Below are 15,290 nucleotides of genomic sequence, written 5' to 3'. Positions count from 1 at the left end.
ACAATCAGTGGTCAATCGAACGGGGCGTATTACGGTTAAACCTAGTTTATGGAACTCTTTTACTCGGTTCAAAAAGTCTGGGAGACGCTACAGTTAAATATGAGCCATTCTCAGTCGTGGCGCAAGGCGGTGATCGGATCGATGCGTGCCGCCCTGCGTGCGGGCAGGATTGTTGCCAGGGTGGTGACGATCATGCTGAAAGCCAGCACCAGTGCCAGCAGCCACAGTGGGAACTCAATCACGTGCTGCTGCTCGAATGTTTTGTTTAATTGTTTTTCAAGTAGCGAAATGGTATACGATTCGATCGGTATTTTGATCGCCAGACCAATTGCCATTGCGCAGAGTCCGCCGATCAAGCCGATCAGTGCGCCTTCTATCAGAAACAGCATTTGAATCTGCCCTTCGCGGGCACCCAGGGCTTTCATGATGCCGATTTCCCGCGTGCGTTCGACGACGCTCATGACCATTGTGTTGGCGATCCCTACGGCGGAAATAATTAACGCGAAAATGGCGACCAGCGAGACGATAAGAGTGACCTGGCGGACCTGTTCCTGAATGAATTCGACCATCGAAATCAATGAGTATTCACGCAGACCCATCTCACGAATCTGTTTCGAAACGGCTTTGAGGTGTGATTCATGGTCAACCAGTACAGTTGCCTGATAGAAACCATTCTTCCTGATATGCGGGACTCGCAGCGCAAATTGCGTGGCCGTTTTGATGGGTAGCAGGAAGTCAGCGAAACCATCTGTACGACCGAGACTCATATGGTCGTTCGTTTCACTCTCTGTTGGACTGCGGTAAATTCCTGCTATGGTATACTCCTGGGCGATAATTCGTTCGATAGGTTCAGACCTGGAATCGGGATCGGCGGGCGTTGTCTGAAATGCTTTTTTCAAAGCAGCACGTTCCTGCTCAGGCAGAGGCAGTTCTTCGATCAGTGTCGGTATACGATCCAGCGCGCTGTTTAAGGCAGTTAACTCTTCCCTGCTGAACTCCACGTCGCCTCCACTGCGACGCGAGAGAGAGTACGCCACGCCTTCTGCTCCCAGGCGATGTTCGATTCTGACTCTGGTGCCGATGAGTTTTTGCATTTGAGATTGAGATACAAATCCCCACTTCCAGGCGACAAATTCGTTGAGCAGAATCACCGGTTCACTGTCCGACTCGAATGCTTTCCCCACCAGGATGCGTTCATGCAACATTTCTTCGTCGGCAGACACAGATGCGCCATAACCCTGCAGTTCCTTGTCCCCCTGGATGAGTGTGACGCTGGCGGACATTTGAGGGTGGATATTTTGCACATGTTGGATGGATTCGATTTTTTCGATCCGTTCCTGCGTCAGTCCGATTCTCTCGCCACCATGTTCTCTCTGCCAGTGGAGTATGAGCATTTTACGAAGACGTGCTCGCAGGGCTTCGTCTAAATCGCGATCCACTTCCAGCTCCTCAGCTGGTATCAGTTTCTCATCAACACTCCAGTTCTGAGTGACGTGGATCTGGCGCAGTTGCTTGCTCATGCTGAAGACCCGCATGACTGCCTCCTGAACGCCGCTTCGTGAGGCTAAAGCGAAGAGTAACATCAGCGAACCAATGACGACTCCGATCAGTGAGAGCGCCGTCCGGGTTTTCTGTCGTCGAATGGCAAGGAGCGACATGGAGACGATGTCAGTAAATTTCATGCGCTGTCGGCTCCTGAATCGTGATCCAGTCGGCCATCCTGCATATGCAGTACGCGCGTGGAAAAGCGATAGGCAAGTTCTTCGTCGTGCGTGACCAGGAGTGTTGCTGTATCGGAACTTTCAGTGAATCGGCTGAGAGACTCCAGGATCTCCGCGGCGGTTGAGGAATCGAGGTTGCCCGTCGGTTCATCTGCGAGTAGAAGTTCGGGACTGTTGATCAGAGCACGTGCAATGGCGACGCGCTGCTGCTCGCCTCCCGAGAATTCGCTGGGCCGGTGATCCATTCGCCCCGCTAAGCCCACTGCCGCTAATGCTTCCTTCGCCGCCGCGATGCGATCTGACTTTCCCCGGCGGGCGAAGACCATGGGCAATTCCACATTCTGTAATGCTGTGCGCCAGGGAACAAGGTTGTAAGCCTGAAAGATCATTCCCACACGTTCCCGCCGATAGTCTGCCATCTCTGCCGGCGAAAGTTTAGAAAGTATTCGTTCGGAAACTCTGATTTGTCCGTCTGTTGGTCGATCCAGCCCGGCGATCATATTCAGCAGCGTCGATTTACCTGATCCGGATTTCCCCAGTAAAGCCACCCGTTCGCCACGACGGACGACAAACGAGACTTCACGGACTGCGTCGACAGTCTGCTGCAATTTTCCGTACGATTTCGAGACGTCGGTCAGTTCTACGATTATGTTGTTCTCAATATACGACATGAGGGGAATATGGTTCTGTAATTCAGGATGTCCGGATTGAATTATTCTTGAGAAGATAAATATAGTATGTGGTCTATGAATGGTCTATTGAAGTCCTGGTCTGGTTGATCAATTTGTCTAACTCACTTTCCCAGAAGGTTCATTGCAAATACGAAACCCAGTAAACAGACCAGCCATAATGTAACAGGACCCGAGGGACTTTCGAAGGATTTCTGAGGAATGCTGATTTGGCTGTCAGATGCGGGACCGTACTGTGTATAACAGGATAAAGGAAGTACACAATTATGAACGCAACTCCTGATACACGAGCCAGTTTGCTGATCCGCGTCCGCGATCCTGCGGATCAGGCGGCGTGGCATGAATTCGTGGAAATCTATCGGCCGGTGATCTTGCGGTTGGCCAGACAAAAAGGAATGCAGGAAGCAGATGCAGAAGATGTGGCCCAACTGGTTTTGATAGCCATTTCCAAAGCAGTTGAGCAGCGTCCTCATGATCCAGAGCGGGCAATGTTTCGTACGTGGCTGCATCGGGTGGCGCACAATGCCATTCTGAATGCGTTGATACGTGGCAAGCCTGATCGGGGTTCGGGTAAATCGGAATTGCTGGCATTGCTGAATGAACATGCTTCGGAAAACGGACCAGATTCGAGCCTGTTACGGTTAGAGTATCGGCGGGAAGTCTTTCGCTGGGCTGCCCGGCATGTGCGTCAGGAATTCCAGCCGGATACCTGGGACCTGTTCTGGTTGACCGCTGTTGAGGGACGTGAAATTGAAGAAATCGCGCAGGAATTCAGAAAAAATCGAGGCGCCATTTATGCGGCCCGCAGCCGCGTAATGCGCAGGATTCAGGAGAAAGCAGCGGAGTACGAACGTGATCTATAACACGATACCTGTCAGAAGCTGCAGGAATGTGTGTATCCGTTGTCAGGAACTAATAGGATGAAGAACAAACCAACCACGTGTCAGCCGGAATCAATCGAACTGTTCCTGCAGCAGAAAATGAGTGACAGGGAACAGACCGATTTTGAGATTCACCTGGATCAATGCAGCGACTGTCGTCAGCAACTGGATGCGGCGGCTGCCAGTGACGATATCTGGGCCTCGGTCCGGGATTCGCTTCAGGACGAAACGCTTGCATTGGGATTTCCAGATGATGATTCTGCCCTGGATGTGATTACGGATCAGGTCGCTGCCTTCTCACATCATTCCGTGTTGAATCTGCTGACACCTTCGGATGACGAGCGGATGCTGGGGCGTCTGGGAACGTATGAAATTGTCGGGGTTATCGGCGCGGGAGGAATGGGCGTGGTATTGAAGGCGTTTGATCCTGCGTTAAATCGTTATGTGGCTATCAAGATTCTGGCCCCGCATCTGGGCAGCAGTGGAGCCGCTCGTAAACGGTTCTCACGAGAAGCGCAAGCCGCCGCCGCTGTCGTACACGACAGTGTGATTGAAATTCATGGAGTGGCCGAAACCGAAGGGCTGCCTTACCTCGTCATGTCTTATGTGCGAGGCCCGTCTCTGCAGCGGCGACTGGATGATACCGGTCCGCTCGCACTGGTGGAAATTCTGCGAATTGGAATGCAGGCTGCCAACGGGCTGGCGGCAGCGCATGCGCAGGGTCTCGTGCATCGTGATGTGAAGCCAGCCAATATTCTGCTGGCGGATGGCGTCGAGCGTGTCAAGTTGACTGACTTTGGTCTGGCCCGCGCCGCAGATGATGCCAGCCTGACGCGGACCGGCATCATCGCAGGAACGCCTCAATACATGTCACCCGAACAGGCACGCGGCGAGACGGTCGATCAGGCCAGTGACCTGTTCAGCCTGGGCAGTGTGCTCTACACGATGTGTACCGGTCGACCTCCGTTCCGTTCGGAAACCAGCTATGGCGTGCTGCGGCGGATCACTGATAAAGAACCGCGTCCCATTCGTGAAATCAATCCCGAGATCCCGGAATGGCTCTGTCAGATCGTCAGCCGACTGATGCAAAAAGAACCCGCCGCCCGTTATGCGACCGCCAGTGAGGTCTCTGGGGTACTGGAAAAATGTCTGGCTCACGTGCAGCAACCGACGGAAGTTCCTTTACCGGCTTCTCTCGAAAGTCAGACAGAACCCGGTGGTTTCTTTTCGAACTCAGGTCGTAAAACGGGAGTGCTCGGACTGCTCGCTGCTCTGGCTGCGGTTGTCGTGGGAATGTGTTTCTGGCAGGCCACCGAACCGCCTGATATCGCCGGTACTTGGAACAGTGAAGGCTGGGGAACTGTCACGCTGAACCAAGAAGAAGCGGGATTTTATGCAGGGATCTACAAACAGCCGGACAATACTGTACCGGGAAGTATTCGACTAAAATGGTCGCGCATCGAACGACGCTTTAACGGAACCTGGCGTGAGGGTGAGGCACGTTTCGGCAAGCTTTCGATTCGACTCGCGGATGATGAAATTCGCGGCGCCTGGACCACCAGTCGCCAGTCTCGCGTGAATCCGGGGACTCCAGAACTGGCGGACTTATTGTGGATTCGTGGGTCTGAAGGCAATGCTGCCCATCCTCTCATCGACGTTCCCGACACCATGATTTTAAAAGGGCATGTGGTCTCTGTCGCTGATGGGGAAGCCGTACTTTCACTGGGAAAGCAAGCGGGGGTTAAAGTTGGAATGAAACTGGCCGTCATGGATCAAGGGAAAATGTGTGGCCAAATCATCATTACCAAAGTCGAACAGATTCGATCGGTCGGACGGATCTTTGAGGAGAATAAAGAGGGCCCAGTTCAACCGGGCCAGCTTGTGATCTGTTTGAAAACGAGTGGTCCCATTCCTGCTAATCGGAAGTCCGTAAATCAATCCGCTCCTGCGAATGCAGATACTGCCAAGGATAAACTGTTAAAGGGAAGTGTGGTTTCTGTAGCTGATGGGAAAGCTGTCCTTTCCATTGGAGAGAAAGACGGAATCAAAGTTGGGATGAAATTGATTGCCCTTGATCAGGGACTTGTGAGAGGAAGAATCGACATCATCAAAGTGGATGAAAATCAATCTGTCGGACGCATTCAGGAGAATCAGCATGATACGCCAGTTGAGGTCGGAAACCTGGTCGAAAGCCCGAGACCGGGTACTCTGTCTGCAGTGAATTCCTATTTGAAAAGTCGTCCTGCTCCCTCTTCAGAGAGTATAGGCGAAGCTCTCCGTCAGCTCCATCCGGATCATTTTGGGAGCATGGAAGAGCCTGTCAAGGTCCGACCGAAAACAGACGCAGAAAAAGCGATTGCCCAGCTCTCGCTGATCTCGTTTCAGAATCGAACGCATCAGGCAGTGCACGGCATCATGGTGAATGACGGCGCGGGAACCTACGTGATTACAGCCGGTATGGGACCCGAAGCGAAACCGCCGATCGCTGCGCAAATCTATCTGGATATCCCGGGACGGGGAAAAATCGGGCTGGAGTACCAGAAAGAAAGTACGAAAGAATTATACCTCTACCATACGCAGAGGAAACTGACCGACTATCGACCGCTAGATGACATCCAGCTCGAAATTGGTGACCAGTTATCGGGGATTTTACTGGGAGGGACCAACGAATTATTTGTGACTCCCCATGCCACGCGCATTACCACTCTGAGATATAAGACGAAAACGGACGCGACAGGAAAGAAAAAGGGGGCTCCGCAACTGGTAGAATTCTTAATTGATCGTAAGCTGCATTCGGGAACTCCCCTCTTCAAAGAGGGTAAACTGGTGGGGATCACACGCAGCCGGCCTCGATATATGAGCGATCCTCTGCAAGGGACGTTTGTCATTCCCGTAGGAGAAATGGTTGAATTATACGACCGGTTGAAAAAAAATCCCGAATCCAGTTCCTCATTATCCAAACCAGTTGACGAAGATTCGGTCATCTCATCCTGGAATGGATTACCGCCGAAAACAGCTGCGGAAAAGGCGATTGCCCGGCTGGTGCTGGTCTACTTTCGGGATCAGTCCCGCCGCGCGATCCCCGGAATTCTGGTCGATGCCGGCTCTGAAACATGCGTGGTCACAGCCGGGACAGCGGGGATTATTCCAGAGGGAGCGCCCCATGCCGTTGATCGGACGTTTCTTGAGATTCCCAATCGTCCGCCAATTGAAGCGATCTATCAGAAGCAGAGCACGAAGGAACTGTTCGTGTATCGGACACAGCAGCAGCTGACCGACTATCAGCCTTCAGAATATGTGCTACTGGCGGTGGGCGATGAGCTGGCGGCCATGTATCCCGGAAGTTCTCCGCAATTGAGTCTGACCCCGCAGGCAGCACGCATTGTGGGATTTGACAACGAAGAGGAACTGGAGTTGCCTCCACTAAAGAATAAACATCGATTTGAAGGCCTCATTCAACTCGATTGCAGTTTGCCTGAAGGGACACCCCTGTTCAAGGAGGGGCAACTGGCGGGACTGACTTTGCTGGGGACCCGTTTTCTGGGAGAGAAGGCGAAGAAATCCTACATGGTTCCTGTTGAGCGTATTGCAGAGTTCTGTCGTGATTTGAAAATCGTGCCGGAAGGCAGTAGACAACTCACAGATGCCATCCAGAAATTCAACCAGCAACAGCAACTGGATCCCGTGGGCAAGGGGCAGCCGCTTTTGACAGATGACGAAGTCGTGGCAGCGGTCCGCTGGGCGTTGCTGGAAAAGAAAAATCAAGGACTTTCCGCAGATCAGTTAAAACAGTTTCGTGAAATCGCAGAGCAACGAAGACTGGCTGCCGGCTGGCGACTGGAATTCGTCACCACGTTGGACGGAGTCGACGAGGAGCGTTTTCAGGCCTGGCAGGCGCAACTGGTTCTCGATCAACCCGATGGAGCACCTTTCATCCACGTGATACGGACAAGACTGTTGAATCAACTGGATGCTGCAGGTCAACCTGTTCCACTCAAAGAACCGGGTCCCTTACTGCCGGACAACACACCTCTGGCTGCGGCAATCCACGGTTTCAATTCCACTCACCAGAGCCTGGGAGGAATGGATCAACCGCCATTAACCGAACAAGAAGTCATTGCCGCGATCCGCTGGATGAAAACAAAACGGAATGAATTGGATGTGACCAATACCGAATTCAAAATATTGCAGAAGATTGCAGAACAGCGTCAGCTCCCGGAGGATGTCGGCTTTGAACTCCTGACACTGTTTCAACCAGATGATGGCTACGAGTATCTGATCTGGTCGGTTCGGCTGACATTGCCTCGCATCGAGAATAATGTTCCCTATCCCCGTTATTCAATCATTCTAAGAAAACAGTATGTTCGCTCCCAGCCAATCGATAATGGCAAAATCTCCTGGGGGCCGGTCGCCGACAATGGCTTACAGGCGGGAGTTCGTTTCGAGCCCCAGAATGAACAGTATGCGACAGGACAGCAGGTGTTGCCTCGATTTTACTATCGCAACACGGGGGATCAGTTTGTTGAAATTATGCTGCCTCGTTTAATGACACATAGTTACTACACGAAACTCTCTGCCGTCGATGACACTGGCAAACCGGTTCCCATCGATCAGGACAGGAAGCCGGCAGGTCCGGTGGGCTGGTGGTTCTTACCCTTCGGCTTTGGTGCACAGCATGAAATCCGTGGTCTGCCGATTCGGCTGGGGGATGTGGAGCGGGGGCAGGCGGAAACCGTCATTCAGGCAAAACCGGGACAGTCGGTACGAGTCCGCTTTACCTTACCCAATTATGCCGATAAAAATGCGCCCCCATTAAAGACGGGGGAAATTCTATATTCGATGGCGGAACCAGAAAAAGAGGACGAGGCCTTCAGTGAACCGCAGAATTAATGCCTGTCGCGCTAGCGGTCTGCCGGCACAACACGGCGGCGGTAACTGATCAGGAGAACCAGAAACAGGCAGACAATGCAGATGGAAAGCGGGAAGAGCACGGTGGTCAGCGAATACGATTCCAGTGCCAGCAGCGCGAAAGTGTTCCTGATGAAGAATAAAAAGATGAACAGAATGCTTTCTTCAAACGGATGATCGTAGGCTTTGCGGATGGTCGGACCAAAGCCCAGCAGATCAATGATCGTCAACAGGATGACGGCCCACATCGGGTTGGAGGTGAAATACCAGCAGGGGATCGAGAGCAGGGCCGCACTGAAAAACAGTCGGTCGAGTCGCGTAATCGAAATGTCTCCGCGCTTAATAAAAGACAGAAAAGCGATGTAGACGGTGATCACTCCTGAAATGCCAATCGGCCAGGCACCGGTTCCCCCGTTCGCTTCGAGTTGGGCAAAAAACACAATCAGTGTGGTTGTGCCCCAGATGAGCCAGGAGAACAGATGAGGTCTGATTCGTCCTGCCAGAATCCCCCGTATGTACGGAATAAAGGCGGTGAAGGTGATCACGATCGCCAGGCCACTGAAGAGTAACTTGATACGGGGGTCCATGGATGATACCTGATATTCAACAGACGACTTGATACATACGGATCAGGTGGTGGGGCGGTAGCGGTACACTGATGTGCCCGTCCAAAAAACTTATCAATAAAGGGTTTCCGGGAAGTTGTCAATCCAAGGCGGTTTCCTGTTTGTGGTTTGAAACTCGACAGAGATGTCTGAGCCGCGTACACTCATTAAAAGACAAGCTGAAGTGAACTGTTCCTGAAACAGTCAACAATTTGAATACTCCCTGGAGTCACCCGCATGAATCTGCCTCGCCGTTTCTGTCTTTTGAGTTTCCCAATAATCTGTCTGATACTGACGGCCGAGTTTACTTTCGCAGCGGACAAAATCGATTTTGAACCCGCGGCAATCAATATTGAGCTGCCGGAAGGCCTTGCACTGGGACCCTGTTCGGCTGTGGATTTCGACAGCAAAGGGCGCATGTATCTGTTTCACCGGGGGCCACAGCCGATTCTCTGTTTTGACCAGAGTGGCAAGTTTGTGCGCTCATGGGGGGATAAACTGATCAGTCAGGCGCATGGCCTGCGTGTTGCCCCGGATGAGACTATCTGGGTGACCGACATCGGTAATCACATGGTGTTTCAGTTCAACCCGGAAGGAAAACTGCTGCTGGCGCTGGGGCAGGCGGGTAAACCTGGTGACAGTCAGGATCAATTTAATAAGCCAACGGATATCGCATTCGGACCGCAGGGAGAATTTTACATCTCAGACGGCTACGGAAACAGTCGTGTGATGAAATTTGCAGCGAACGGAAAAAATCTGGGCCAATGGGGGACCCCCGGCAAGGGACCGGGAGAATTCAATCTGCCGCATTCCATTCTTGTGGATGCAAAAGGCCGCGTACTGGTCGGGGATCGGGAGAACGATCGCGTGCAGATCTTCGATCTTGAGGGGAACCTGCTGGAAATCTGGACCGGATTTGCCCCGTACGGGATGGAATTTGATTCCCGTGGAAATTTGTTTGTAGCCGATGGTCGCGCGAACAAAGTGCTGCAGTTGAATGCAAGCGGTAAGGTCGAAAATTCCTGGGGGAAAACAGGGAAGGAGCCCGGAGAATATAATCTGCCTCACATGCTGGCCGTTGATGCTGCGGGGAATCTGTTCGTGACGGAAATTGGCGGGAAACGACTGCAGAAACTGCAGCGGAAATAGTGCCGTGAGTCGTCTGTCAGCAGCCGCATCATTTCTGAGACGCACCGCTTTCCAGAAACGCAAGCAGGTCTTTGATCTCCCGATCAGTTAAGGAGTTGACTAAACCTGAAGGCATGAAGGAGATCGGCGATTCGACCATCATTTCGACATCACTGCGGTCGAAGGTACGATTCTGCCCGTGGGCATCGCGGATGGTTTCTTTCACATACGAGCGCAGACGAATTCCCGTAAAGGTGCGACCATCAGTGAGAATGATCGTACGAGGCTGGTATTCGGGAGCCATTTCCCGACTGGGTTCGAGAATGGATTTCAACAGCCAGACGCGGTCCTGTTTGTCACCCAGACTGCTTAAGTCGGGACCGACGACATTCCCGCGACCGCCGTGCCGATGGCAGTGAGCACAGTTGGCCACACGACCGTGATGAAAGATACGACGACCGCTTTCCGGGTCTGCTGGTTCTTTCACTGTTTCCAGCGCCTGGATCCAGGCATTGGTGTCGGTCAGAGCAGGGCGTCCCTCACTAAGCGATTTCGGGTTCAGTGCAGCTGCTAACAGGTCTGCGGAATCCGGGTACTTGCCGGCTAAGCTCTTCAGGGACTGTTGTTGCGGAGGTGTAAGCGTAATCGAGCGGAGCGCACGCAAAGCTTCTTCGCGCACTGCGGGTTGTTTTGCTCCAGACAGTTGTAATAAAAGGTCCGTATTCTGTTCTGCCAGCGTGGCCAGTCCGGCGATCGCTTCCGCACGCAGAGTTTCACTTTGTTGAGCGTCTTCAGCGATACCAGCCAGGATTTTCCGGGCAGCGACGGGATTGCCCGCCAGTGTGCGGACAACTTCCAGCGAAAGCGTTTCATCGTTTACGTCCAGCAACTGCTGGAGCATTTCCAGCGTCAGTCCTTTGGGAAACTTTTTGACTGGCTGATTCCCCTCTTTGGGAGCAGAAAGCGACTGTGTGGGTAACAACCGTAGTGCATAAGCTCGGATGCGTGGTGCACTGTTCGTATCCTGAACTTTGGCTAACAGCAGTTCCGGGTTGCGGATGCCTGCCTCGGGTTTTCCCTGCAGTGTATTCCAGGTAGCGATGGCGGCTTCAAAACGTTTATAATCGAGGTCGCTATCGGACAATTTTGCTTCAACTAATGGCAGAAACGCTTTCAAACCATAATCAGAAATCCAACGGAGCGTCTCGAATTGTACATCCGGATTTTTGTCGGCGAGAAACATCGGGACCCATTTCTCCGGGGCCGCCTTGGCAAGTTTCAAAGCCATTACGGCCTGAATGCGATCTGCTGCCGACCAGGTGGCGACTTCTTGAGGAGTCCAGTTCGACGCATTTCGTGAGAGTGCCTGCAGGGCAGACTGCGCGAGGAACGGATCTTGATCCTGCGCGAACTGGAATAATTCTTTCCGTGTGTGCTTTGATTTACCACTTCGCAGGAGCGCCGCTAGTTCGGCTTGTTTCGTGGGCGGTTCCAGATCCATTTTTCCGACCCAGCTGGCTTTGTTCAGATCGATTTCCAGTTTCCACAAGCGTCCATAGCCGTGTGCCTGGTAACGACCGTCGACCCAGTCGCAAAGATAAAACACGCGTTTTTGTTTTGTTGAGGCAGGATCTGCGGCGATGCAACTCGGACGGAAGTAGCGGCTTCCTTTGACTAATGTAATGGGTTTGGATGTAAAGCTGGCACCCTGTGGGGTGAGCGGATAAAAGTCAATGCGATGATCACTCCACGAAGGGACCAGCAGCCCGCGTCCCAGAGGCAGGATTCCGCAGGGGGCTTCTCCCGAGGGGTGAATCATGGGGAGGGTGCCCCGCAATTCACCATTCCAGCTGACGAAGGGGTGATGTGCTTCCGAGCCATAGCTGCGCTCATAGCCGTAATCGCCTCCTTCAATGATGTGAAGTACTCGACAGGGGGGGCGTTCGCCGGGATCATTTTCTGCAGCGAAGATTTCGCCATCTGCGCGAACACAAATGCCAAACGGGTTCCAGAAACCTTCGGCAATGCGTCTCAGTTTTTTGCCATCGGCGGTGCAACGGAAGACGCCTCCTTCACCCGCTCCCTTAACAGTGACTCCATCGGTCCCCGTCAGTGACCAGGGTTTGGCATAATTTTCACCGAGAGCAAACACCAGGTCGCCATTCGGATCCCACGCCAGTCCTTCCAGGCCGTTATGAGGATAGTCGGCTTCACTCTTCAGTACGGCGATGTTCTCTTCGATATCGGCTTTGCCGTCGCCGTTGGTATCTTTGATGCGCAGAATTCGGTCCCGTTCGGCCAGATAGACCCAGCCATCCGGTCCCAGTTCCAGGTCCATGGTCGCATCGGTGGCATTATAGAAGTCCTGTCGTTTCTGGGCACGTCCTTCTTTGTTGAGGTCAGAAAAGATCAGGATTTCATCATGCTCGGGACCAACGTAATCGTCGGGTCGAAAGTGGGTATGTGTGGCGACGACCCAGATGCGGCCCTGTTCGTCCACATCCACGCCTGTCGGAGTGGCCAGCTCGGCATGTTCGGCGACGAGTGTCAGCTGTACGCCGGGTTGTAAAATTTTGACCTGCGGTTCGCGCTCGGCTGCCGGGAGTGAACTGATGGCGAAAAGAGAACTAAAGACCAGAAAACAGAGGGCAGGATATTTCATAGATGTTATTCTCTCGTGTACTCGCGTATTTGCGTTTGAGATCGTTAGACTGTGTCCAGTTTTACTGTAGCGTCTCCGGGGTCATTTGGACCCAGTCTCGCAGATTGAGAGACGCTATGGTTAAAAGTGATGCGCTCTAGCGTACTGGAACAAACAGGCAGGACGGTTAAAAAATTCTGTATTAACCATGTTGCTGAGGTGATAGATGTTTGTAAATTGATCTGGATTCAAAAGCCCGAGAAAGACATGAAAAAACGGGTTCAAGCACGGACTGGGCCTGTGAGTACCTGATTTCTGCCAGAAGCCACACCGTGAGTTGCTTCAAATCTAAACGGCAGACTCCTTACCCAAACAGTTCCATGATCGGTTTTCCCGTGGTCAGGGTGCGCAGGATACCTGTCGGGTCTTTGGGATCGTTGATGGGGATGTCGAGGGCGTGATAGATCGTCGCGGCCAGTTCTTCGGGGCGGACGGGATCATCGGTTGGATATTGGCCGTACTTGTTCGATTTGCCGTAGACCTGGCCTCCGGCAATTCCAGCGCCGGCGAGAATCGATGAGAAACAGCGGGGCCAGTGCTGACGACCGGGAGGATTCTGTTTGAGTACATTCGGCGTGCGACCGAATTCACCGGTCACCACTACGAGTGTATTATCGAGCATGCCGCGCTCTTTGAGATCGGAGAGTAAAGCAGCCAGCGCCTGATCCAGGCGAGGCAGACAGAAGCCCATGCCATACGAACCGTTGCCGAAGGCGTTGCCCATCCCCATATTGCCGCCGTGCATGTCCCAACTGCTGCTGGGCGGACCTTTTTTGTCATGATCTGCCTGGCCGGTCCAGCCGTTGACGGTGACAAAGCGAACCCCGGATTCTACCATGCGGCGGGCGAGCAGCAGATTCTGTCCGAGCGGATGCATACCGTATCGCTGACGGACCTGATCGGGCTCTTCATGCATGTCAAACGCCTTGCGGCCTTCGGCGCGGGTTAACGCTTCATAGGTTTTCTCGCGCAGGTCAGACCAGTCTTTGACGGTCTGGTCCCGGTCGAGCCGATCGGATTCCAGTTTGCTGAGGACTTCCTTTCGCTTTTCGAATCGCGGTTCGTCGTAGGGGGCGTAAATTTCAGGTGGCTTGAAATCTTTCATCGCCGGGTGATTATTCGCTGAGCCGACAAAGACAGGCGCATAAGCGGAACCCAGGTAGCCGCCGATACCGATGTTGGGAGCGCAAAACACTGGTGGTCCCACACATTTAATGAGCCAGGCGTTGGAGACGAAATTGCGTTTGCTGGGTTTGTGTCTGGCAACATGCGAGCCCAGGTAAGGTTGTTCGTTTGACATGCCCTGCTGTACGCGTTTGTCCGACTGTCCGCTGAGCAGGTTGTGCATCGCGTCGAAGTGATTGCTGATCGCTCCCGGATGCGACATGGAATTGATCAGCGTGAACTCGTCGGTCAGCTTTGCCAGTTCCGTGTGCATCTCATTGAGCCGCATGCCCGGCACTTTGGTGTCGATGGGCATGTAAGGCCCGCGGTACTCCAGCGGGGCCTCGGGTTTCATATCCCAGGTATCGAGGTGACTCGGCCCGCCACACAGCAGGATGAAGATGCAGGACTTTTCCGCCGCGACCGCTTTGACCGACGCGTCAACTTTGTCGCTCCCCATGACCATGCCCGGCATGCCGAGACTGAGCGTTCCCAAGCCACTCGCAATCAGGGCCTGCCTGCGGTTCATCTGGAATTCGTCCATCCTCAACCTCGCTTCGATTCGCATAAACTGGAGTTGATGTGTGGGTTATATCATTTTATTCAGAGATGCAACACAAGATTCAGGGATCCTGAGGAGATTGCTGTGATCGGGACTGAAAACGTAACTCGTGCGTGGGCCTTCTGATCGTGTCATGCCTGGTCCGCGGGACTCATCCTGGGGGGGAAACTCCCGTTGATCTGCGCCAGCAGCCTGATATGATTTCTTCATTCAGACCTTATATTATTGTTTTTCTTCTTTTACATTGAGCAGGCAGTACAGGGCACATTGATCTTTTGCGTGCCGACACGGGCCTGCGGGAGGCGGTCATGAGTAATCTGAGTCGAAGAGATGCTGTGAAAATGGTGGCAGGGCTTGGCATTGTTGCCACAGGAGCCGGAGTCATTGCAACCAGGGGATCGGACAGCGAAGCAGCCGCGAAACCCAATCAGGCATCAAACCATCCACCGGCTCCCGATCAGCAACCGGAAGCGGATGCAAATCAGATCGATAAGGAGCTGAAACGGGCGATTGAAAATCCATTTCAATACTACTTCCTGGAGAAGCTATCGTTTCAGGCACCGAAGACCAATCGTGCCGTGTTTTTTACTTCTGCTTATGGCAATCCGGAAAGAGAGTCCCGGGAGGAGAGAAAGTCCCGGGAGGAGAGACTGTCGCCGTCCACAATGCGGGTCTTTCGCGCGATTACCGATCAGGACGATTTTACCAGGCAGGGGGGAGTCTACTGGAAAAGTGAAGGCACGACCGGCCAGATCCAGTTCGAACATCCGGGGGGCCTCTTCCTCGCGCTGTTCGGTCCTGAAGGGATGGTCCACTGTTATTCCCTGTTTCATCTTTTCAAATGCTGAATCACCAGGTTCACTTTCAAGAACGACAACTGTCTCACCGGATCATCTCATGCAAAGATGGTCCTTTTTTCTTTGGTGATCCT

The 15,290-nt window shown here is 53.1% G+C and carries 9 protein-coding genes; 4 read left to right on the top strand and 5 right to left on the bottom strand.

Annotated features, from left to right (window positions below; all coding sequences use genetic code 11):
* Positions 1-110: 110 nt before the first annotated feature.
* Positions 111-1,682: an ABC transporter permease gene (locus tag GmarT_RS18210; RefSeq protein WP_002645481.1), complete on the bottom strand. Its 1,572-nt coding sequence runs from the start codon at positions 1,680-1,682 to the stop codon at positions 111-113.
* Complete coding sequence (locus GmarT_RS18205; protein WP_002645482.1) at positions 1,679-2,392, bottom strand: ABC transporter ATP-binding protein; 714 nt, start codon at positions 2,390-2,392, stop codon at positions 1,679-1,681. Before GmarT_RS18205 ends, GmarT_RS18210 begins: the two co-directional genes overlap by 4 nt.
* Before the next feature lie 284 nt (positions 2,393-2,676).
* Between GmarT_RS18205 and GmarT_RS18200 the strand changes: the two genes are divergently transcribed.
* Both GmarT_RS18200 and GmarT_RS18195 read left to right on the top strand, forming a co-directional pair.
* Entirely contained in the window at positions 2,677-3,273 is a 597-nt protein-coding gene (locus GmarT_RS18200; RefSeq protein ID WP_002645483.1) for an RNA polymerase sigma factor, read from the top strand.
* Positions 3,274-3,330: 57 nt separating this feature from the next.
* Positions 3,331-8,181, top strand: a complete 4,851-nt coding sequence (locus GmarT_RS18195) for a serine/threonine-protein kinase (protein ID WP_002645484.1) — start codon at positions 3,331-3,333, stop codon at positions 8,179-8,181.
* A gap of 11 nt (positions 8,182-8,192) precedes the next feature.
* On the opposite strand, the gene GmarT_RS18190 is transcribed toward GmarT_RS18195, so the two are convergent.
* Positions 8,193-8,786 (bottom strand): hypothetical protein, encoded by a 594-nt coding sequence (locus GmarT_RS18190; RefSeq protein ID WP_002645485.1) that lies wholly within the window; start codon positions 8,784-8,786, stop codon positions 8,193-8,195.
* A gap of 255 nt (positions 8,787-9,041) precedes the next feature.
* Between GmarT_RS18190 and GmarT_RS18185 the strand changes: the two genes are divergently transcribed.
* Positions 9,042-9,953, top strand: a complete 912-nt coding sequence (locus tag GmarT_RS18185; protein ID WP_002645486.1) for a peptidyl-alpha-hydroxyglycine alpha-amidating lyase family protein — start codon at positions 9,042-9,044, stop codon at positions 9,951-9,953.
* A 28-nt stretch (positions 9,954-9,981) separates the two neighbouring features.
* Here the strand turns inward: GmarT_RS18185 and GmarT_RS18180 are convergent, their stop codons facing one another.
* Positions 9,982-12,594: a PVC-type heme-binding CxxCH protein gene (locus GmarT_RS18180; RefSeq protein ID WP_002645487.1), complete on the bottom strand. Its 2,613-nt coding sequence runs from the start codon at positions 12,592-12,594 to the stop codon at positions 9,982-9,984.
* A gap of 343 nt (positions 12,595-12,937) precedes the next feature.
* On the bottom strand, positions 12,938-14,341 hold the full coding sequence (locus tag GmarT_RS18175; RefSeq protein ID WP_002645488.1) for a DUF1501 domain-containing protein: 1,404 nt from the start codon (positions 14,339-14,341) through the stop codon (positions 12,938-12,940).
* Positions 14,342-14,667: 326 nt separating this feature from the next.
* On the opposite strand from GmarT_RS18175, the gene GmarT_RS18170 reads away from it, so the two are divergent.
* The gene (locus tag GmarT_RS18170) at positions 14,668-15,207 is read left to right on the top strand and encodes a hypothetical protein (protein ID WP_002645490.1); all 540 of its coding nucleotides are present in this window, start codon (positions 14,668-14,670) and stop codon (positions 15,205-15,207) included.
* Positions 15,208-15,290 lie beyond the last annotated feature (83 nt).

This window comes from Gimesia maris (genome assembly GCF_008298035.1).
Classification (GTDB): Bacteria; Planctomycetota; Planctomycetia; order Planctomycetales; family Planctomycetaceae; genus Gimesia; species Gimesia maris.
This window is presented reverse-complemented; position numbering and strand designations above follow the sequence as displayed.

Excerpts from the sequence above, each read along its gene's own strand:
- GmarT_RS18200 (WP_002645483.1), top strand. The coding sequence starts at position 2,677 with ATGAACGCAACTCCTGATACACGAGCCAGTTTGCTGATCCGCGTCCGC.
- GmarT_RS18170 (WP_002645490.1), top strand. The coding sequence starts at position 14,668 with ATGAGTAATCTGAGTCGAAGAGATGCTGTGAAAATGGTGGCAGGGCTT.
- GmarT_RS18210 (WP_002645481.1), bottom strand. The coding sequence starts at position 1,682 with ATGAAATTTACTGACATCGTCTCCATGTCGCTCCTTGCCATTCGACGA.
- GmarT_RS18205 (WP_002645482.1), bottom strand. The coding sequence starts at position 2,392 with ATGTCGTATATTGAGAACAACATAATCGTAGAACTGACCGACGTCTCG.
- GmarT_RS18195 (WP_002645484.1), top strand. The coding sequence starts at position 3,331 with ATGAAGAACAAACCAACCACGTGTCAGCCGGAATCAATCGAACTGTTC.
- GmarT_RS18180 (WP_002645487.1), bottom strand. The coding sequence starts at position 12,594 with ATGAAATATCCTGCCCTCTGTTTTCTGGTCTTTAGTTCTCTTTTCGCC.
- GmarT_RS18185 (WP_002645486.1), top strand. The coding sequence starts at position 9,042 with ATGAATCTGCCTCGCCGTTTCTGTCTTTTGAGTTTCCCAATAATCTGT.
- GmarT_RS18190 (WP_002645485.1), bottom strand. The coding sequence starts at position 8,786 with ATGGACCCCCGTATCAAGTTACTCTTCAGTGGCCTGGCGATCGTGATC.
- GmarT_RS18175 (WP_002645488.1), bottom strand. The coding sequence starts at position 14,341 with ATGGACGAATTCCAGATGAACCGCAGGCAGGCCCTGATTGCGAGTGGC.